Origin of the sequence: Streptomyces sp. rh34, from assembly GCF_002551245.1 — a bacterium.
Lineage (GTDB): Bacteria > Actinomycetota > Actinomycetes > Streptomycetales > Streptomycetaceae > Streptomyces.
Genome location: NZ_NTGZ01000077.1, coordinates 1 through 19,612 on the forward strand (window position 1 = coordinate 1; position 19,612 = coordinate 19,612).

At 72.6% G+C, this 19,612-nt stretch carries 19 protein-coding genes; 8 read left to right on the top strand and 11 right to left on the bottom strand.

Annotated features, from left to right (window positions below):
• The 5 genes from CR470_RS16525 to CR470_RS16545 form a co-directional block, all read right to left on the bottom strand.
• Nucleotides 1-815: ABC transporter ATP-binding protein (locus CR470_RS16525; protein ID WP_143663818.1), on the bottom strand; the 815-nt coding region annotated here is incomplete at its 3' end.
• Entirely contained in the window at nt 812-2,059 is a 1,248-nt protein-coding gene (locus CR470_RS16530) for an energy-coupling factor transporter transmembrane component T (RefSeq protein WP_097868357.1), read from the bottom strand. The genes CR470_RS16530 and CR470_RS16525, both read right to left, overlap by 4 nt.
• Complete coding sequence (locus CR470_RS16535) at nt 2,056-2,844, bottom strand: SCO2322 family protein (protein WP_179892272.1); 789 nt, start codon at nt 2,842-2,844, stop codon at nt 2,056-2,058. The genes CR470_RS16530 and CR470_RS16535 overlap by 4 nt, the downstream gene beginning before the upstream one ends.
• Entirely contained in the window at nt 2,841-4,091 is a 1,251-nt protein-coding gene (locus CR470_RS16540; protein ID WP_097868358.1) for a prenyltransferase/squalene oxidase repeat-containing protein, read from the bottom strand. Before CR470_RS16540 ends, CR470_RS16535 begins: the two co-directional genes overlap by 4 nt.
• Before the next feature lie 354 nt (nt 4,092-4,445).
• Complete coding sequence (locus tag CR470_RS16545) at nt 4,446-5,492, bottom strand: MBL fold metallo-hydrolase (protein WP_097868382.1); 1,047 nt, start codon at nt 5,490-5,492, stop codon at nt 4,446-4,448.
• A 223-nt stretch (nt 5,493-5,715) separates the two neighbouring features.
• Between CR470_RS16545 and CR470_RS16550 the strand changes: the two genes are divergently transcribed.
• Nucleotides 5,716-7,185 (top strand): aldehyde dehydrogenase, encoded by a 1,470-nt coding sequence (locus tag CR470_RS16550; RefSeq protein WP_097868359.1) that lies wholly within the window; start codon nt 5,716-5,718, stop codon nt 7,183-7,185.
• Nucleotides 7,185-7,418 carry a ferredoxin gene (locus tag CR470_RS16555; protein ID WP_097868360.1) on the top strand — a complete coding sequence of 78 codons (234 nt, stop codon included), beginning with the start codon at nt 7,185-7,187 and terminating at the stop codon, nt 7,416-7,418. Before CR470_RS16550 ends, CR470_RS16555 begins: the two co-directional genes overlap by 1 nt.
• A gap of 91 nt (nt 7,419-7,509) precedes the next feature.
• Here CR470_RS16555 and CR470_RS16560 read toward each other — a convergent pair whose 3' ends face one another.
• From CR470_RS16560 to CR470_RS16575, 4 genes are read right to left on the bottom strand one after another with little or no spacing between them, the layout of a single operon-like run.
• On the bottom strand, nt 7,510-8,787 hold the full coding sequence (locus CR470_RS16560; protein WP_097868361.1) for an MFS transporter: 1,278 nt from the start codon (nt 8,785-8,787) through the stop codon (nt 7,510-7,512).
• Complete coding sequence (locus CR470_RS16565; RefSeq protein ID WP_097868362.1) at nt 8,777-10,555, bottom strand: condensation domain-containing protein; 1,779 nt, start codon at nt 10,553-10,555, stop codon at nt 8,777-8,779. Before CR470_RS16565 ends, CR470_RS16560 begins: the two co-directional genes overlap by 11 nt.
• Nucleotides 10,552-11,874: a DUF6271 family protein gene (locus CR470_RS16570; protein ID WP_097868363.1), complete on the bottom strand. Its 1,323-nt coding sequence runs from the start codon at nt 11,872-11,874 to the stop codon at nt 10,552-10,554. The genes CR470_RS16565 and CR470_RS16570 overlap by 4 nt, the downstream gene beginning before the upstream one ends.
• The gene (locus CR470_RS16575; RefSeq protein WP_097868364.1) at nt 11,856-12,944 is read right to left on the bottom strand and encodes a phytanoyl-CoA dioxygenase family protein; all 1,089 of its coding nucleotides are present in this window, start codon (nt 12,942-12,944) and stop codon (nt 11,856-11,858) included. The genes CR470_RS16570 and CR470_RS16575 overlap by 19 nt, the downstream gene beginning before the upstream one ends.
• A gap of 430 nt (nt 12,945-13,374) precedes the next feature.
• Here CR470_RS16575 and CR470_RS16580 point away from each other — a divergent pair, with 430 nt between their 5' ends.
• The 3 genes from CR470_RS16580 to CR470_RS16590 are packed head-to-tail and all read left to right on the top strand — an operon-like array spanning nt 13,375 to nt 15,216.
• Nucleotides 13,375-14,232 carry a hypothetical protein gene (locus CR470_RS16580; protein ID WP_097868365.1) on the top strand — a complete coding sequence of 286 codons (858 nt, stop codon included), beginning with the start codon at nt 13,375-13,377 and terminating at the stop codon, nt 14,230-14,232.
• Between the two features lie 56 nt (nt 14,233-14,288).
• Nucleotides 14,289-14,540 carry an acetyl xylan esterase gene (locus tag CR470_RS16585; RefSeq protein ID WP_097868366.1) on the top strand — a complete coding sequence of 84 codons (252 nt, stop codon included), beginning with the start codon at nt 14,289-14,291 and terminating at the stop codon, nt 14,538-14,540.
• A 10-nt stretch (nt 14,541-14,550) separates the two neighbouring features.
• Nucleotides 14,551-15,216, top strand: coding sequence for a 4'-phosphopantetheinyl transferase family protein (locus CR470_RS16590; RefSeq protein ID WP_097868367.1), 666 nt, complete (start codon nt 14,551-14,553; stop codon nt 15,214-15,216).
• Here the strand turns inward: CR470_RS16590 and CR470_RS16595 are convergent.
• Nucleotides 15,182-15,793, bottom strand: a complete 612-nt coding sequence (locus tag CR470_RS16595) for a TetR family transcriptional regulator (protein WP_097868368.1) — start codon at nt 15,791-15,793, stop codon at nt 15,182-15,184. The two genes, CR470_RS16590 and CR470_RS16595, sit on opposite strands and share 35 nt — an antisense overlap.
• A gap of 263 nt (nt 15,794-16,056) precedes the next feature.
• Between CR470_RS16595 and CR470_RS16600 the strand changes: the two genes are divergently transcribed.
• From CR470_RS16600 to CR470_RS16610, 3 genes are all read left to right on the top strand, one after another.
• A complete protein-coding gene (locus CR470_RS16600) occupies nt 16,057-17,370 on the top strand; it encodes a glycosyltransferase family 4 protein (RefSeq protein WP_097868369.1) in 1,314 nt (437 codons plus the stop codon).
• A 70-nt stretch (nt 17,371-17,440) separates the two neighbouring features.
• A complete protein-coding gene (locus tag CR470_RS16605) occupies nt 17,441-18,172 on the top strand; it encodes a class I SAM-dependent methyltransferase (protein WP_097868370.1) in 732 nt (243 codons plus the stop codon).
• A complete protein-coding gene (locus CR470_RS16610) occupies nt 18,169-19,242 on the top strand; it encodes a prenyltransferase (protein ID WP_097868371.1) in 1,074 nt (357 codons plus the stop codon). The genes CR470_RS16605 and CR470_RS16610 overlap by 4 nt, the downstream gene beginning before the upstream one ends.
• 24 nt (nt 19,243-19,266) lie before the next feature.
• Here the strand turns inward: CR470_RS16610 and CR470_RS16615 are convergent, their stop codons facing one another.
• On the bottom strand, nt 19,267-19,572 hold the full coding sequence (locus CR470_RS16615) for a hypothetical protein (RefSeq protein ID WP_097868372.1): 306 nt from the start codon (nt 19,570-19,572) through the stop codon (nt 19,267-19,269).
• Nucleotides 19,573-19,612 lie beyond the last annotated feature (40 nt).

The following is a 19,612-nucleotide window of genomic DNA, read 5'->3' on the forward strand; positions in this document are numbered from 1 at the left end:
TCCGCCAGCCGCTCCCGCAGCCCGCCCGCCCCGCGCCGGGCGTCCCGTACCGACAGCGGCAGCGGGTCCCAGCCCGCGAGCAGGCCCAGCTCGGCCACCGGCGGCCGTACCGGCGACACCTTCATGATCTCGGCGGGCGGCCCCATCACGGGGGCGGCGCCCGGGGCGGGCAACAGGATGACCTGGTCCGCGTACTGCACCACGCGCTCCAGCCGGTGCTCGGCCATCAGCACGGTCGTGCCCAGGTCGTGCACCAGCCGCTGGAGCACCGCGAGGACCTCCTCGGCCGCCGCCGGGTCCAGCGCGGAGGTCGGCTCGTCCAGCACCAGCACCCTCGGGTGCGGGGTGAGCACCGAACCGATCGCCACCCGCTGCTGCTGGCCGCCCGACAGGGTCGCGATCGGCCGGTCGCGCAGCTCGGCCAGGCCCAGCAGGTCGAGCGTCTCCTCGACCCGGCGGCGCATCACGTCCGGGGCCAGACCCAGCGACTCCATGCCGTACGCGAGCTCGTCCTCGACGGTGTCCGTGACGAAGTGCGCGAGCGGGTCCTGTCCCACCGTGCCGACCAGATCGGCCAGTTCGCGGGGCTTGTGCGTACGCGTGTCGCGGCCGCCCACCGTGACCCGGCCCGACAGCAGCCCGCCCGTGAAGTGCGGCACGAGCCCGGAGACCGTACCCAGCAGAGTCGACTTGCCGACACCGGAGGGTCCGACGAGCAGGACGAGTTCGCCTTCGGGGACCGTGAGGTCGACACCGGACAGCGTGGGGTGCTCCGTACCCTCGTACCGCACGGAGACCCGCTCGAACCTGATCACACCTGCTCCTTGCCGATACGAGCCTGATTCCCGGCCCCGTGCGAGGACGGTTTCCCGGCCCCGTGCGAGGACGGCTTCCCCGTTCCGTGCGAGGACGGTTTCCCGGCCCGGTGCGCGGATGGCGGTACGGGGGCGACGAGCGCGGGCAGCAGCCCGACCAGCACCGCCGCCGCGGGCCACAGCGGCAGCACCGGCGCGGCCAGCGGTACGACACCGGGGCGCAGCGCCTCAGGAGCCACCGCGCCCGCCCAGATCATCGCCGCCGCGACCACCCCACCCGAGCACGCCACCAGCCAGGCGCGGGCGCCCCACCGGTCCGGCCGGTAGCGGGTGCGCACCGAGCGCCGCCCACCGAGCCGCAGCCCGGCCATCGCCGCGACCAGACCGGCCAGCAGCAACGGCAGCCCGTACACCGCCCCCTGCGCGGCCAGCAGCCCGTACGTGCCGGCGCACACCCCGAGCAGCCCGCCCAGGGTGAGGACGTTCGTGGTGTGCCGGACGGCGGCCGGGACCCGGGCGGTGCGCCCGTATCCGCGCGCGTCCATCGACGCGGCCACCGCCACCGACCGCTCCAGCGCCCCCTCCAGCACCGGCAGACCGATCTGCGCCACGGCCCGTACGCCTCCGGTCGGCCGCCCCCGCAGCCGGCGCGCGGTGCGCAGCCGGACCACGTCGGCCACCATGTTCGGCGCGAACGTCATGGCGACCACGACGGCGACGCCCGCCTCGTACAGCGCACCGGGCAGCGACTTCAGCAGCCGCGCCGGGTTGGCCAGCGCGTTCGCCGCGCCGACGCAGATCAGCAGCGCGGCCAGCTTGAGCCCCTCGTACAGCGAGAAGACGAGTTGCTCGGCGGTGACCCGGCCACCGATCCGCACGCCCTGCGCCCAGTCGGGCAGCGGCAGTTCGGGGAGCGTCAGCACGGTGTGCGAGCCGGGGATCGACGAACCGAGGAAGACGGAGAACAGCAGACGCAGCGCCACGACGAACAGCCCGAGCTTGACGAACGCGCCGTACGAACGGGCCCACGGCGCGTCCGTGCGGCGCGCCGCCACCACATAGCCCGCGACACCGACCAGCAGCCCGAGCAGCAGCGGGTTCGTCGTCCGGGACGCGGCGGTGGCAAGACCCAGCGCCCACAGCCACCACGCCCCGGCGGGCAGCGCGTTGCCGCGGTCCGCCTCGGGGGCGTGCAGGGCACGGCGTGGCAGCCGGGCCGGCGCCGGGGCGGGGGAGGCGGTCACCGGCGGCGGCGGGCCTGGATCACTGCGGCGATGCCCAGCAGCAGAACGGCGCAGCCGCCGACGAGGAGCCCGACGGACGGACCGCCGCCACCGTCTCCGTCATCCTGGGCCGTCTCCGAGGCGGAACCCGTTTCCGAAGAGGGGGACGTCTCCGAAGAAGAGGGTGTCTCCGAAGGCGAGGACGGCTTCGTGCTGCCGTCCTCGCCGGACACCTGCTCGCCGCAGCCCGCCTTCGGGTAGCCGGAGATCGCGCAGAGCATGGCGCTGCTGTCGTACCGCAGTGGCTTCGCCACCGCGGCGAGCGCCTCCGCGCTGCTGGCGTCCGGCGCGACCCGCGCGCACGCGGTGCGCGGGGCGGGCGGCTTCTCCCCGTCCGGGGCGTCCGCCGCCGTACCGGGGTCGATCACCAGAGCCACCCGCTTCTGGCCGTCCTTCGCCGGGGTGCCCGCGCAGATCGCCCCGAAGTCCGGGGCGCGGCGCGGCTGCGCGGCATCGCCCGAGTCCTCGCTCACGGCGAACCGGAAGCCCTGGACCGCACCGTCGTCCGGGCGCAGCAGCGACGGCCCCTGGGTGGCGTACTCCCAGTTCTTGCCGTTGCCCTCCCAGAAGGACCAGTAGCGGTACCCGGCGGCCTCCGCGCTTCCCGCGCCGAGCAGGACGGCCGAGGCGGCGACCAGGGCGGCCAGCAGGGCGACGAAGGGATTCCGCAACCGCGCGACGAGGGGGTTCCGCAGCCGCGCGACGGCGGGGTTCCGCAGCCGCGCCGGGACCGGCGTACGCCTCATGGCTGCTGCTTCTTCCGGCGCATGCTGAGCAGGAAGCCGATGCCCGCGCCGAAGACGAGGCCGATGCCGATCAGCCACCCGAGACCCAGCCCGCCGTCGTCGCTGCTGGTGCCGCTGGAGGGCTGCGGACCGGTCGGCGTGGGCGAGGGGAGGGCGGTGGCGGCCGGGGCGGGGCCCATCGTGTTGAGCTGCTTGACGAGGTCGACCCCGCCGAAGCTGCGGGCGTCCGCGCCGGTGGCGTGCGCCGCGAGGATCAGCTGAGCGGTGGCGGCCGGGCCGCCCTGCTTCGCCCAGTCCGTGGCGTTCTTCTGGAGCCAGGTGACGGAGGCCTCGGCCTTGTCCGTGTGCCCGGAGGCGGCGAGCGCGACGACCGCGTCGGCGGTGTTGCCGTAGTCGGGCTGCGGCTCGGTCTCCTCGGCGCCCGGCATCGGGGCCTGCTCCAGGTACGGCGACTTCTTCAAGGTGTCCGCGAGGAAGAAGGAGCCGTTCTGGGCGGTCTGTTCCGGGCTGAGGTCACCGCCCTTCGTGCAGGAGGGGTCCTTGACCGCGTTGGACGTGCCGGAGGCGATGCCCTTGCCCATCAGACCGAGTACCGAGGCCGCGGTGGCGTCCAGGTTGGCGGTCAGCTCGCCCTTCTTGCCCGGCTGATAGGCGAACGCGCCGCCGTCCTTGTCCCCGCAGGGGATGGCCAGGGACTGGAGCGCGGTGTACGGGGTCCTTCCTTCGGCGGTGGTGACCTCGTTGATCGGGATCCCGGTCCGGGCGAGGGCGCCGACCACGATGGACGTGGAGTTCGCGTCGCTCGGGCTGCCGGGGTTGTAGCCCCAGCCGCCGTCCTCGTTCTGCACGGACTTCAGCCAGTCCGCGCCGTTGTTCGCGGCGTCGCGGTGCTGGTTGATCTCGACGAGGGCCTGTACGGCGACGGCGGTGGCGTTGGTGTCCATGACCGTGGAGGCGTCACAGGGCTTGGCGGCGTCCCGGTACGAGGTGAACGCCCCGCTGTCGCACTGCTGCCCCACCAGCCAGTCGACGGCGGCGGTGGCCGGAGTGACGTACTCGATCTTCTGCGCGAGGAAGGCCACCGACTGCCGCCACACCCCGTCGTACGTGGGGTCCGTGGTGCCGTAGAGCCCGGCCGGCAGGTCCGCCGACGGGGAGGGACCCGGCGCGGCGACCGCTACAGGTGCGGCCGCGCCCAGGAGCACGGCGGTGGTCGCGAGCGCGGCTGCGCTGCGGCGTACGGTCATGGCTGGCTGGGCCTCTCCTGCGAGGGCCGGACTCCCCGGGTGCACGAAGGCCCCGGGCTCCGGCCCCGTATGCCTCGACGGTGCCGGCCACCGGGGTTCCGGTGGCCCGAGCCGGTCACGCTCCGCGGAGGGCGGTCCGGCTGCCGTCGGACGGACGGGTCACGGCTGGGGCACTGCGCCGGATTCGCACCGGCTTCCCCCTGTACGGGCATGATGACGACCTGCCCACTCTACCGGTCCGTGGCCGAGGGGCCGGGGGTCTGCGTCACGGCGGTGATCAGACGGCGGTGTACGTCACCGGGGCCGACGGGTTCCGGGGCTCGCGAGCGCTTCCGACGGGTTCCGAGGGCTCGCTCACACCGCGATGTACGCCACCGGGGGCCCGCCCGGCACGGCCTCCGCGCGGCCGAGCTTCACGAGCCGCCGCAGATGGGCCTCGGCCTCGGAGACGGCGATGGACCGCGAGCCGTGCGGAATCTGTTCCCAGGGCCGGTTCCACTCCATCCGTTCCGCGAGCTGCCACGGGGTGAGGGGCGTGGCGAGCAGCGCGAGGAGCCCGGTCAGGCGTACCTCGTGGTGGTCCAGCAGTTCCCGCACCCGCCCGCCCGCGTCGGTGAACGCGTACTGGTGCGCGGGCAGCACCTCGGCGACCCCGAGCCCGCCGATCCGCTCCAGCGAGGCGAGGTAGTCGCCGAGGGGATCGGTGACGGCGGTGTCGTCGGGGTCCTCGTACAGCCCGATGTGCGGACTGATCCCCGGCAGCAGATGGTCCCCGGAGAACAGCCGCCCGTGCCCCGCCAGCCCGGCGGGGTGCCGCTCCTCCAGGTGGAGGCAGACATGGCCCGGGGTGTGCCCGGGGGTCCAGACGGCACGCAGCCGCCGCCCGGCGAGGTCGAGCAGCTCGCCGGGCACGATCTCGCGGTCGGGCAGCGCGGCGCGCAGACCCGGCAGGGTCCCCAGCCGCCCTCCGCCGCGGGCGGCGCGCAGGGGGGCGAGGTGTTCCTCCGGCGCGCCGACGGCGGCGAGCTTGCGGGTGAGGTAGTCGAGCCAGGTGCCGGGCTCGGATTCCCGGGTGCGCCGGACGACCGCGGTGTCGGCCTCGTGCATCGCGATCCAGGCCCCGGACGCTTCGCGGACCTGACCGGAGAGCCCGTGGTGGTCGGGGTGGTGGTGGGTGATGACGACGCCGTGGATGTCGCCGACGGCGGTGCCGAGGGCCGTCAGCCCCGCGACCAGGGTGTCCCAGGAGGCCGGGTCGTCCCAGCCGGTGTCGATGAGGACCGGCCCCCGGTCGGTGTCGAGGAGGTGGACCAGGGTGTGGCCCAGCGGGTTGTCGGGGATGGGGACCTTGATGCTGTGGACGCCTCCGCCGTGGTCGGTCATGTGCGTCAGCTGCGTCATGGGCGTCCCGTCTCTGCCGGTGGTCCGGGTGTGCACGGCGGCGCACCGTGCCGTACGGCGCCGCACCGTGCCCACTCTAACGAGAACTTGTTCCAGTGGTAGCCCGGGTCTACCAAATCCTTCGCGTGCGGGACGGTCCGCACCGTGGACTCCTGGAACAGGAACTGGTATCAGTTCTGACGACTAGTCAGTAGGTGGGGCCGGGCCGCGGGAGGCAACAGCCATGACGGAACTTACGGAGCTCGTGGAACACGGACACCTGTTCATCGGCGGGGAGTTCACCGATCCGCTCGGCACCGAGGTCATCGAGGTGATCTCCCCGCACACCGAACAGGTCATCGGCCGCGTGCCGCACGCCTCCGAGGGCGACGTGGACCGGGCGGTCGCCGCCGCCCGCCGCGCCTTCGACGAGGGCCCCTGGCCGAGGATGGGCCTGGACGAGCGGATCGCGGTGATCACCCGCATCAAGGACGCCTTCGCCGTACGCCACGAGGAGTTCGCGCGTCTGATCAGCGCCCAGAACGGCACTCCGTACAGTGCGAGCGTCATGGTGCAGGCGCTGGCCGCGATGATGGTCTGGGACTCGGCGATCACGGTGGCCCGCGACTTCCCGTACGAGGAACGACGCGACGGAGTCCTCGGCCCCCTTCTGGTCCGCCGCGAACCGGTCGGAGTGGTGGCGGCTGTCGTCCCGTGGAACGTCCCCCAGTTCACGGCCGCCGCGAAGCTGGCCCCGGCGCTGCTCGCGGGCTGCACGGCGGTCCTGAAGGTCTCACCGGAAACCCCCCTGGACGCCTACCTTTTGGCGGAGATCGCGACGGAGGCGGGCCTGCCGCCCGGGGTCCTCTCCATCCTCCCGGCCGACCGGGAGGTCAGCGAATACCTGGTGGGCCACCGGGACGTGGACAAGGTCTCCTTCACCGGCTCGGTGGCGGCCGGCCGCCGCGTGATGGAGGTGGCCTCCCGCAACCTGACCCGCGTCACCCTGGAGCTGGGCGGAAAGTCGGCAGCGGTCATCCTCCCCGACGCCGACCTGGAGGCGGCGGTGGCGGGCATCGTCCCGTTCGCCTGGATGATCAACGGCCAGGCGTGCGTGGCCCAGACGCGCATCCTGGCCCCGAGCTCCCGCTACGACGAGATGGCGGAAGCCTTCGCGGCAGCGGCCGGAGCCCTGCGCGTAGGAGACCCCCTCGACCCGACAACCGAACTGGGTCCGCTGGTAGCCCGCCGCCAGCAACAACGTTCGCTCGACTACATCCGTCTGGGCCAGGAGGAGGGCGCCAAGATCCTCACCGGCGGCAACCGCCCCCCTTCCCAGGAACGAGGCTGGTACGTCGAACCCACCCTCTTCGGCTCGGTGGACAACTCCATGCGCATCGCCCGCGAGGAGATCTTCGGCCCGGTGATCTGCCTGATCCCGTACGAGGACGAGGACGAGGCGGTCCGCATCGCCGACGACTCCCCGTACGGCCTCAGCGGCAGCGTCTGGACGGCGGACACGGAACGCGGCATCGACGTGGCCCGCCGGGTCCGGACGGGCACGTACAGCGTGAACACCTTCAGCCTCGACATGCTCGGCCCGTTCGGCGGCTACAAGAACTCCGGCCTGGGCCGTGAGTTCGGCCCCGAGGGCTTTGGCGAGTTCTTCGAGCACAAGATGATCCACCTGCCCGCCGGCTACCGGGAGGCGTGATGGGCGACCGCTGGCACGTGGAGGTCGACCGCTCCGTCTGCATCGGCTCCGGCATGTGCGTCAACCACGCCCCGGACGGCTTCCACCTGGACTCCGCCCGCCAGTCCCACCCGTCGGCCGAGGACTGCGACCCGGGCGAACAACTCCTCGCGGCGGCGGAGGGCTGCCCGGTGGAGGCGATCACGCTGACGCTGGCCGGGTCGGGGGAGGTGGTGTTCCCGCCGGAGGAGTGAGCGTGCGCGGAGCGCCGCCCGGCTCCGGCAAGCCGGTGCTCGAGGTCTCTCCGCCGGTGCCTGGCCGGTACGACTGCGCCGCCCCCGCGGGTCAGACCGCCGGTTCGGCCTCCGGCTTGCTCAGCAGCCCCTCCGGGGCCCTGCGCAGCGCCCGGATCGCCGGAACGCTGAGCATCACGGCCAGCAGGACGAACGACATGACCGACGAGAAGATCAGCACCTCGTTCGCGCCGAACGCGTCCGCCGCCGGGCCCGCCAGCGCGCGGCCGAGCGGGATGACCATGATGGAGCCGGCGACGTCGTACGCGGAGACGCGGCTCAGGACCGTCAGCGGGATGTGCGACTGGACGCTGGTCGCCCACATCACGCCCCAGAACGCGAAGCCGTAACCCGCGATGACATGGGCGACGGCCGTGGCCGCGAAGGACCATTCGAGGGCCGGCGCCAGGGGGTTGAGCGCGAAGCAGAGCATGGCCAGGGCGCCGGCCACCAGCGGGCGTCTCGGGCGGACCCGCATGCCGATCAGGCCGCCGATGATCGTCCCGGCGCCGTCCGCCGAGGCGATCCAGCCGTATCCGCTCGCCCCGTGCTGCTCGATCATCAGCGCCGCGCCGAGCGGCAGAGCGGGGCCGAACACGAACAGGCCGTAGACGGACCAGACCGCGATGACGCCCCACAGCCACTGGCGGGACCGGAACTCCTGCCAGCCCGTCGCCAGCCTGCGCCACATCGGGGCGTCGCCCTCGTCGCGGACCGTGTGGAGTTTCCGCAGGGGCAGCAGGACCGCCGCGCTGAGCGCGTACGCCGCCGCGATGACCAGGTACGAGCCCGAGACCTGCCAGTACGCGACGAGGATGCCCGCCAGGCCGGGGCCGAGCAGCGTGCTCAGGGCCTCGGATATGCGCAGCAGCGCGTTGGCCTTCTGGATGTCCTCGGCGACCCGGGGGACCATGCTCGCCATACCGGGCTGGAACATCGCGGTCGCGGCGCCGCTGAGCGCCATCAGCGCCATGATCTGCCACAGCGGGACGCGGTCGGAGGAGAAGAGCAGCGCGGCCAGCGTGATCATGGCCAGCATCCGCACCAGGTCGGCGCAGATCATCATCAGCTGCGGGGTGAACCGGTCGGCCAGCACCCCGCCGAACAGCACCAGCAGGACGATCGGGGTCATCCACGCGGCCAGCGCGTAGCCGACACCGCTCGCCCCGTGGCCCGCTCCCAGCACGGCTGTGGTGAGGGAGACCATCAGCATGCCGTCGGCCAGCAGCGACGCGCTGCGGGCCGTGAAGAAGAGCCGGAACCGGCCCGACCGCCAGGGGCTGGGCAGCGAGGGGGGCTTCTGCTGGAGGGTCGTGTCGTCAACGCTCATGTCGTACCTGCCGGCTCCTGCCGGTCCCTTCCTCGATGATGTGCAGCCGACGCCAGGCGTCGCTCCGGTCCGCTTCGGCCGGCGGGCTCTCGACGAGCACGTAGCGGTGGGGTGCGAGGACGCCGGTGCCGCCGTGGGCGGGGCCCACCTCGGCCATCAGCGCCGCGTGGGCCCCGGCCGGGGTCAGTGACGTGTCGCCGCCACGCGCCATGTACGCCGTGAGGCCCGCTTCCTGGTCCGTGTCGATGTGCACCGGCAGGCCGCCCAAGGCCCCGGACAGCGCCTCCCGTACGGCCGACGGTGATACCCAACAGCCGTCCACGCGAACCCAGTCGGGGCCGCGCTCGGCCGGCCGGACACCCGTCACGCCGGTGAGCGAGTCCAGCGGTACGTCCCGCTCGGCGGCGGCCTCCAGCAGCAGGACCAGGCCGGAGAGGAAGCCCTCCGCCTCGTTCGCTGTGAACAGGGCGGGGTCGGCCCACAGGGAGATGTGGAGCCGGGGTGTCGTCTCGTACGTGAACGCCAGCATCCGCGTCGGCAGCGCCTGGAACGGGCCCCAGGCCAGCTCCGGTTCGTCGGCGCCGTCGGCGGCGGCGGGCGCGGTGGACAGGAGGGTGGCGGGAAGCACACTGACGTCGTTGAAGACCACGTCCCGCGCGAAGTGGCTGCCGCGTTCCCCGGTGACCCGGTCGATCATCTCCCACAGGCGTACGGAGTCGAACTGGCTGTGCTTGTACGCGTTGAGCGCCGCCCCCCAGGTCTTGCGGACCAGGGTGTCGAAGGACGGGACCCGGACGTCCAGGCAGAGCAGCGCGTCCTGGGACAGGGTGTTCACCGACCGGGCGCTCCTGGCGTGGAACCGGTTGGAGGTCGGCACGGCGGTGACGCAGGAGTCCTGGCCCGCCCGGTGGGCCACCAGCGCGCACCAGGCCGCGAGCAGCACGGTGGCCTCCGGGTTCCCGGTGCGCCCGGCCGCTCGGGCGAGGGCCCGTGCGCCCCGCCGGGAGCGGAGCGTGAGCTGCCGGGCCCGGCCGTCCGCACCCGCCGCACGCGGCTCGGCGAACATCTCCTGCGGTTCGGTGCGGATGATCCGCTCCCAGTACCGCAGCGACGCCTCCGACTTCCGCTTCCCGGTGGGGGAGGCCTCCTCGGCGGCCAGGTCGAGCGGGGCGAAGGAGGCCGGGGCGGGGAGTTCCTCCCCGGCCAGCAGGGCGAGGAACTCCTCCCGCAGGACGGCCAGCGCGCTGCCGTCCGTCACCGCGTGACTGGACGCCAGGGCGACGTGGACCGGCACGCCCCGGAGCGTGAGCAGGGAGATCCGCAGGGGGAACTCCCGGCCCAGGGCGAAGCGGCCGGCGCGGGCCGCACGGGCCACCGACTCGGCGTACCGCGCGGGCTCCCCGGGGAACTCCGCGTGGTCGAGGACCGTCATCGCGAACGTGCCCTCGGCCGCCACGACCTGCTCGACGGGTGCGGACCCGGGGGCGTGCGGAAACGTGGTGCGCAGCCCTTCGTGGCGCAGGGCCAGGGTGCGCAGGGCGTCGGTGACGTCGTCCGGGCCGACGCCCGGCGGGATCGCCCACACGTCGTGGTTGTTGATGTGCTCGGGGTCGTCCCGCAGGATGCAGCGGATCATGTTGGCCTGGCCCATGGTGAGGGGGCCGCGGCGCTCGTCACCGCCCGCGTAGGCGACGGTGACGGTACGCGGAGTGGGCGGGGTACGAGGGGTGTCCAGGTGCATGGTGTCCTTGCCGGCTGCGGAGTTCATCGGTTCACGGCCCGGACGCCCTCGGGGCCCGTCTCCGCGCTCGCACGGGTCAACGCCTCCCAGTGGTCCATCAGGAGGGCGAAGTCGGCCATGTCGTCGCGGGCCTCGTCCAGGAGCTGGGAGCGGCGTTCGACGAGGACGTCGGCGACCGTCTTGTAGCGGTCTCCGAGCCGCCGGTAGGCGTCGTCGAGGACGTCGAGGCGGTGGGCGCTCGAAGCCGGGTCGAGGCCGGTGCTGTCCCGGACGAACCCGGCGACCTCGGAGGCCCGGATGTGGCCGTCGGCGTCGAGCAGGGCGTCACCCGCCGCCGCCGTCCTCGCGTACACGGCGTTGAGATACGCCTTGGACAGCAGGAACTTCACGAAGCGCAGCTGGTACGCGAGGAACCCGTCGTCCGTACGCCGTTCGGCCGTATGGAAGTTGACGATGTGCCGGTTGTGCTGGACGCCGGGCATCTTGGCGTCGTGGAGGAGGTGGATCAGGAAGTAGTCGCTGCCGATGGTGTCGGTGGCGGGCGGCAGCGGGACGCGGCGGTAGACCTCGTGGTCGAGGGCGATGTTGCACATGTCCACGCGCATCGGGCTGACGGGAGCGAGGGTGGTGCGGTCGCCGTCGAACGCGGTGTCCCCGGCGCCCCGGAAGGACTCGTCGATCAGGTGCCCGCGCCAGATCTCCGGGTATCCCCCGGGTATCGACAGGCCGATCAGTTCGCGGTACGTGTCCGGGTCGAGGTCGCGGATCTCCGCGACGTCCACCGACATCTCTCCCACGAAGGAGCCGCCGGCCATCGTCACCCGCCGGTCCCCGGCCCCCGGCGGCAGCTTGCTCCGGGTCGCCGACTCGCGCACGTCGTCGGCACGTTGACCCAGAAAGCTGAGCTCCTGGTGGAGAGGGAAGACCGGTTCGCCGTCGAGGTGCTGGTAGCGGCTGTCGGAGTCCCGGCGGTGGACGGACGTGCAGCCGAGGGCCTGGGCGACGAGGAACGCCCGATTGGTGCAGGCGCCGTAGGAGACGCGGGACGGCAGCATCAGTTCCAGCAGCCGGTCCCGCGGAGCCCCGCCGGACCGGCCGATCACCTCACGCAGGAAGGCCCGTTGCTCGTCCTCGTCGAGGTGGTGGACGGTCACACCGGGGGACGGAGGCAGCGCGGCCACCGCCTTCCGGTGCTCGGCGAGCACCGGCGCGGGAGAGGAGTCCAGAACCAGGAGGTGCACCTCGACGCCGAACTGCCGTGCCCCGTAGGCCGCTTCCGCGCCGACCGCCGCGATGGTGCCGGCGCAGGCCCGGTGGGTGGGCAGGGTCAGGCAGACGCGGTGCACGAAGGCTCCCCGCTCTGCGCGGCGGGTGCGACGTCCTCGACCGGGTCCTGCCACGAGGCGAGCCCCAGCAGCCGGCTGCCCAGCGGGTTCAGCTCGGCCGTCGGGTAGCGCTGGGACTCGGGCCGCACCGGGTCGCCGACCAGGGTGCGGTTCCAGCGCGGGGTGCGCAGGTGGCGCCAGGATTCCACGCGGGACTTGCGCAGCCGCTCGTGCTCCTCCAGCGCGGGCATCATCGACAGGTACTGCACGGCCCGCACCCCGTTCTCGGAGAGGTTGCGCGCCACTCCGTGGGCCAGCAGACCGTTCCAGATGAGGAGGTCGCCGGGGCGCAGATCCGGCCGTACGACGGGGAGTTCGTCCCGGTCGATGGTGGGGCGCAGGGGGTCCCGGTCCCCGGGCTGGCCGGTCTTCCAGGTGTCGAACTGCCGGAACAGCTCCGGGCAGCACTGGAAGCCGCCCGTCTCCGGACTGGTGTCGTTGAGGGCGATGATGCCCTGCACCCGCTGCGGCGGGACGGCGAGCGTGGTGTCGATGTCCCAGTGGAGCTCGATGTCGAAGCCCCGGTCCGTCGGCTCGATCAGGGCCCGGTCACGGTTGCCCCGGTTGGGCGGATTGAGGTTGAGCCGGTCCAGGGTGACCCACAGCTCCTCGCAGTCCCATACGTCGACGAAGGCGTCGTACACCCGCTGCGACTGCCGGTTGTCCCAGAGGAGCTGGTGGTGGTACGCCTCCACGAAGCCGTAGATGTGCAGTTGCTGGTCCAGCTCGGAGCGCAGCGGCCGGTCCTCGTACCAGCTCTCCGGCCGCTCGGGGTCCAGGCCCTGGAACTCCCACGTGAAGTCCAGCAGTTGGCGCGCCACCGGGGCCGGGACCGCTTCCCGGACGATGACGTAGCCGTACGTCTGCCAGTGGGTGAAGTCCTCCTCGGACAGCACCCGCAGCGGGCGCGACTTGTCGAGCTCCCGCAGGGCGGTCTGTGCGAGGTAGGCCTCGCCGTCCGCGCTGAAGTACGGGATGTCCGACGCGGCACGGTGCAGGCGGGGCCGACGGCGGGGGGCGGGTGTCGTCATGGGGTTGATGGCAGGTCCTTCTCCTCGGCCGGCCGTGCGGCGACCCCGGGGGAGCGGGGCCGCCGCGGACGGCGGGACGGATGGCAGTGCCGTGGTGGGAGGAGCCGTGAACCACGTCGGTCAGCAGGATTGGTCCAGACCGCCCGGACTGTCAAGTGCCATCCACATATGGGGATATGAGATGCCCTCTCGCGCGTGATGGCCACGGAATCTATACCTGGCGTTCGGTATTTTTGGTCTAGACAACAGGTGAGCGGCAGGCCTAATGTCCAGGGGTGCGGTCAGTTTCGTGACGGGGCGTCACCCCGTCTCGCTGCCCGTGCTCCGGTCGGTCACGGGCCCGTTCGGGACCGCCGACGCCACGGCGATGTGGTCGCTACGCCCGAGGGGTGTCCCGATTGCCGGCCCACACCGAGAAAGACGCGGTTTCATGAACACATCCAGCATCACGGCCCTGCCGGGTATCACGCTGAAGAGTCCCGGTGCCGGGCTGATCACGCTGGACCCGGTCCGCACCGCACTGCTGCGGGGCCTGGACGATCTGCTGACCGGCCTCGCCGAGCGGCTCGCCGCCCCCGAGGTCGTGGGGCCGCCCCTGCTGTCCGTCGACGGACTGGCGCGGCTCGACTTCTTCCGCAACTTTCCCCATCTCGGCGTCTCCGCAGGACGGTTCGGCCCCGAGGTGCTCGACGGCCTGGCCTCCGGCGGCTCGCCCCAGGACCTGTCGCTGCACCCGACCGGGCATGTGCTGCCGTCCGCTACCTGCTACGGGCTGCTGCTCTCCCTGGAGGGCGAGGACGTCGGCGAGGACGGGCTGCGACTCTCGGCGGTCGGCCGCTGCTTCCGCAACGAGACCCACTACGACGGGCTGCGCCGCCTGTGGGGGTTCCACATGCGTGAGGTGATCTACCTCGGCACCAAAGACGGGGCCACCGAACACCAGGAGCGCGGCGGGGAGTTCGTCCAGGAGGTGGCCGGAAGGCTCGGCCTGACCCTGACCCGGGCGGCGGCCGACGACCCGTTCTACGACAACGGGGGTTCGCGGGCCCGCCTGATGGCACTCGACCCGGTGAAGTACGAGTACAGCGCCCCCGACGGCACGGCCATCGCCTCCGTCAACCGGCACCGCAACTTCTTCGGTCAGCGGCTGGGCATCCGGGCCGGCTCCCACGGGTCCGCCTACAGCTCCTGCGTCGCCTTCGGCATGGAGCGCTGGGTGCACGCGATGATCCTCGCCCACGGCACCGCCGAGCAGGCCCTGGAGCGGCTGCGCGCCGCCGGCTCCTGATCCGACCTTCACGTCTGGCCTTCACCCGAACAGAGACAAGAGGAGCGCCTTCTCCCATGGAACGTGTCGTAGCGTGGCTCAACGAGAAGAATCCCGGCCTCGACGGCCCGATCGGCGTCGAGGAGGACCTCATCGAGGCCCGCCTCATCGACTCGATGGACTTCCTGGAGTTCATCGACCTCCTGGAGGAGATCTCGGGCAGCGGCATCGATCTGCAGGAGGTCACCATCGACGACTTCCGCACCCTCGCCCGCGTCAAGGAGCGCTTCCTCGCCTCCGCCGACCTGGCGGAGACGTCGGCCGGGTGAGCCCGGGCCGGTGACCTCTCTCCCGCCGGCCCCCGGGCAGGGCGCGGCCACCGTGGCACTGGTCGCCACCACCGCGGAGGTGCTGGCGCACCCGGAGCTCGATGAGCGCCTGCTCGCCCCGTGGGAGCGGCGGCGGCTCGCGGGAATCCGGGTGCCGGGCCGCCGCGACGACGTCGTGGCGGCCCGTCTGCTGCTGCGGCTGTGCGCCTCCCGGGCCACCGGGCTGCCGCCGGAGGAGGTGGAGCCGGCCCAGCGCTGCCCCGGGTGCGGGCGGGACGGGCACGGCCGGCCGTATCTCCCGGACCACCCGGAGCTGGGCGTCAGCTACAGCCACGCCGACGGCCTCGCCGCGGCGGCGGCCGGGCCGGGCGAGGTCGGCATCGACGTGGAGCCCCTGGCGCGCCGGCCGGGCCCCCTGCCCGTACTGCGGCGGATGCTGCCGACGGCCGAGGTGGACGCCGCCTGCGCCGAGCCGGACCCCGGCCCGGCGCTGCTGCGGTTGTGGGTCCGGAAGGAGGCCCTGTTCAAGGCCGGGCGGGAGGACGCCCGGCTGACCGAGTGGACGGATCACCGCCGTGCGGCCGTGGTGGCACTCGCGGGCGCCGACGTGTCCGCGGCCCGCCCCGCCGACGGGCCGCTCCTCAGCCCCGGCCCGGCTCCGCCGTCAGGTCGATGAGACGGCAGACCGTTTCGATGTCGATCTTCACCTGGGCGATCGAGGCCCGGCCCGACAGCCAGGTGATCAGCGCCGAGTGCCAGGTGTGCTCGATGACCCGGACCGCGGAGAGTTGCTCCGGGGTCGGGTGCTCCAGGCCCATCGCGTCCAGGATGATCGCGGTGGTGAGCCGGGAGACGGTGTCCACCTCGGGGCTCACGCCGCGGTCCGCGAAGGTGAGGGCGCGGACCATGGCGTCCGCGAGGTGGGGTTCGCGCTGCAGGGCGCGGAAGGCGCGCATCAGCGTCTCGGCCACCCGCTGGGCCGCGTCGTCGCCGGCCGGCGGACGTTTGCGGAGCGTGGTGTGCAGGTGCTGCAGCTGGTCCTGCATGGTGGCGACCAGCAGATGGATCTTGGACGGGAAGTAGCGGTAGAGGGTGCCCAGCGCGACCCCGGCGGCCTCGGCCACCTCCCGCATCTGCACCGCCTCGAATCCGCCCCGGCTGGCCAGCTGGGCGCTGGCGTGCAGGATGCGGCGGCGACGGGCCTCCTGGCGTTCGGTCAGCGGAGGCGCTGCCGGTCTGGCGTCCGCGGTCATGCTGTCCCCATCCACGATCCATGATCCATGGCCTTGATCCACCCGGACGGGCGAAGCGAGCCGTCCGGGCGCGCACAGCATGCCAGGGCGTCCGTCGTGGCGCGAATCACCTGATCCGGCCGTCACGCCGACGCTACCTGCCGGTAGATTCGGTGCACACCGAACGATCAAGTCTGGAACTTGTTCTAGCAAGTCTGAAACTTGTTCTAGATTAGCGCGACCGGTTACGCTCCGGCGAACACGCAGTCAGAAGGGGGCCGAGTGTGACCGCTGAGGCCATAGAGACAGGCCCCCGCACGGGCGACGGCAGCTCCGCCGGGACCGGCGGCAGGCCGTTGCGCATCGCACTCCTCACGTACAAGGGCAATCCGTTCTGCGGTGGCCAGGGCGTGTACGTCCGCCACCTCGGCCGGGAGCTCGCACGCCTCGGCCACAGCGTCGAGGTGATCGGCGCGCAGCCCTACCCGGTGCTCGACGAGGGCGTCCCGCTCACCGAGCTGCCCAGCCTCGACCTCTACCGTCAGCCCGACCCCTTCCGCACCCCGAAGCGCGGCGAGTACCGCGACTGGATCGACCTGGCCGAGGTCGCCACCATGTGGACCGGCGGATTCCCCGAGCCGCTCACCTTCAGCCTGCGCGCCCGTCGCCATCTGCTGGCCCGGCGCGGCGAGTTCGACGTCGTCCACGACAACCAGACCCTCGGATACGGGCTCCTCGGCGACCTCGGGGCCCCGCTCGTGACGACGATCCACCACCCCATCACCGTGGACCGCAGGCTCGATCTGGCGGCCGCCGCCGACCGCCGCCGCCGCGCCTCCGTACGCCGCTGGTACGCCTTCACCCGGATGCAGAAGCGGGTCGCCCGCAAGCTGGACACCGTTCTCACCGTCTCCGGCTCCTCCCGCGACGAGATCGTCGAGGACCTCGGCGTACGGGCGGACCGGATCAGCGTCGTCCACATCGGCGCCGACACCGACCTGTGGTCCCCCGACCCCTCGGTCCCCGAGGTGCCCGGCCGCATCGTCACCACCTCCAGCGCCGACGTCCCGCTCAAGGGCCTCGTCCACCTCGTCGACGCGCTCGCCAAGCTCCGCACCGAGAACCCCGCCGCCCACCTCGTCGTCGTCGGCAAGCGCGCCGAGAACGGTCCCGTCGCCCGCGCGATCGAGCGGCACGGACTCGCGGACGCCGTCGAGTTCGTCAAGGGCATAAGCGACGCCGAGCTGGTCGACCTCGTGCGCAGCGCCCAGGTCTCCTGCGTGCCCTCGCTGTACGAGGGGTTCTCGCTGCCCGCCGCCGAGGCCATGGCCACCGGCACCCCGCTGGTCGCGACCACCGGCGGCGCGATCCCCGAGGTCTCCGGCCGCGACGGGGAGACCTGCCTGGCCGTGGCGCCCGGCGACGCGGACGCGCTGGCCGGGGCGCTGGCCCGGCTGCTGGACAGCCCGGAGCTGCGCGCCCGGCTCGGCGCGGCCGGCCGCGAGCGGGTGCTGGCCAACTTCACCTGGGCCCGGGCGGCGGCCGGAACGGCCGAGCTGTACCGTCAGGCGATCATCGCCCGCGGAGTCCGCAGGTGACCGCGCGCCCCCGGGCGGCCGCGGACCCGATCGTCGCAACCCGTACCTCCGACCTCGAAGGCAGGCCCCCGTGCTGACCGTCGACTTCACCCGCTTCCCGCTCGCCGCCGGCGACCGAGTGCTCGATCTGGGCTGCGGTGCCGGCCGGCATGCCTTCGAGTGCTACCGGCGCGGCGCGCAGGTCGTCGCGCTCGACCGGAACGGCGAGGAGATCCGCGAGGTCGCCAAGTGGTTCGCCGCGATGAAGGAGGCCGGGGAGGCCCCCGAGGGCGCCACCGCCACCGCGATGGAGGGCGACGCCCTCAACCTGCCCTTCCCCGACGACTCCTTCGACGTCGTGATCATCTCCGAGGTCATGGAGCACATCCCGGACGACAAGGGCGTCCTCGCCGAGATGGTCCGGGTGCTCAGGCCGGGCGGCCGGATAGCCATCACCGTCCCGCGCTACGGCCCCGAGAAGGTCTGCTGGACCCTCTCCGACGCCTACCACGAGGTCGAGGGCGGCCACATCCGCATCTACAAGGCCGACCAGCTCCTCGCCCGGATCCGCGAGGCCGGACTCAAGCCGTACGGCACCCACCACGCCCATGCCCTGCACTCGCCGTACTGGTGGCTCAAGTGCGCCTTCGGCGTGGACAACGACCGGGCGCTGCCGGTGCGGGCGTACCACAAGCTGCTGGTCTGGGACATCATGAAGAAGCCGCTCGCCACCCGGGTCGCCGAGCAGCTCCTGAATCCGGTCGTCGGCAAGAGTTTCGTCGCCTACGCCACCAAGCCGCATCTTCCGAAGGCCGAGGCGTGAGCACCCCCGAACGGACCGAACACCTCGTTCTGCCAGGCGTCCTGACGGCGGCTCAGGCCGTCGAGACGGTCACCGCGCTCGCCGCCGTACAGCGGGAGGACGGGGCGCTGCCCTGGTTCCGCGGCCACCACCTCGACCCGTGGGACCACACCGAGGCCGCGATGGCCCTGGACGCGGCCGGCGAGCACGAGGCCGCGGCCCGCGCCTACGACTGGCTCGCCCGCAACCAGAACGACGACGGCTCCTGGTACGCCGCCTACCACGACGGCGACGCGCAGCAGCCGACCGACCGCGGTCGGGAGAGCAACTTCTGCGCGTACGTGGCCGTCGGCGTCTGGCACCACTACCTGGCCACCGGCGACGACGCGTTCGTCGACCGGATGTGGCCGACGGTCTTCGCCGCCGTCGAGTTCGTCCTCGGGCTCCAGCAGCCCGGCGGGCAGATCGGCTGGAAGCGGGAGAGCGACGGCACGCCCGTCAACGACGCGCTGCTGACCGGCTCCTCCTCCATCCACCAGGCGCTGCGCTGTGCGCTGGCCATCGCCGAGCGCCGTGAGGAGCCGCAGCCCGACTGGGAGTTGGCGACCGGAGCGCTGGCCCACGCGATCCGCAGCCACCCCGAGCGCTTCCTCGACAAGAACCGCTACTCCATGGACTGGTACTACCCGGTCCTCGGCGGCGCGGTCACCGGGGCCGAGGCCACCGCCCGCATCCAGGAGGGCTGGGACCGCTTCGTCGTCCCCGGTCTCGGGGTGCGCTGCGTGCTGCCCAACCCCTGGGTGACCGGCGGCGAGAGCTGCGAACTCGCCCTGGCCCTCTGGATGACGGGGGAGTCCGACCGGGCGCTGGAGATCCTCCAGTCCATCCAGCACCTGCGCACCGAGGGCGGGCTGTACTGGACGGGATACGTCTTCGAGGGCAACCGGGCCTTCTGGCCCGAGGAGCTCACCACCTGGACGGCGGGCTCGCTGCTGCTCGCGGTGGCCGCGCTCGGAGGGGACGAGGCGACCACCGCGGTCTTCGGGGGCGAGCGGCTGCCCGTCGGCCTGGAGCCGGACTGCTGCCGCTGAGAACCGCTCTGCCACGGGTCTTGTTCAGCCGCGGCGGAGCCGGCCCGCCACCGCGTGCCCGATGAACAGGTAGACGGCGGCAGCGAGGCCGTATCCGGCGACGACACGCGCCCACGCCTTGTCGAACGTGAACAGGTCGTACGACCAGCCCGCCAGCCAGCGGGCCGCGTCGTGCACCCACTGCACGAAGTCGTTGCCGCGGTTGGCGTCCAGCAGGTACATCAGGATCCAGAGGATGATGACGAAGGCCAGAATGTCGGCCACGACGGCGATGACACGAGCCGCTGAACTGCTTCCTGAACTGCTTCCTGAACGGGTTCTGGGAGACATGGCACTCGGGTTGCCGCTTTACGCAGGGTGAAACCGGCCG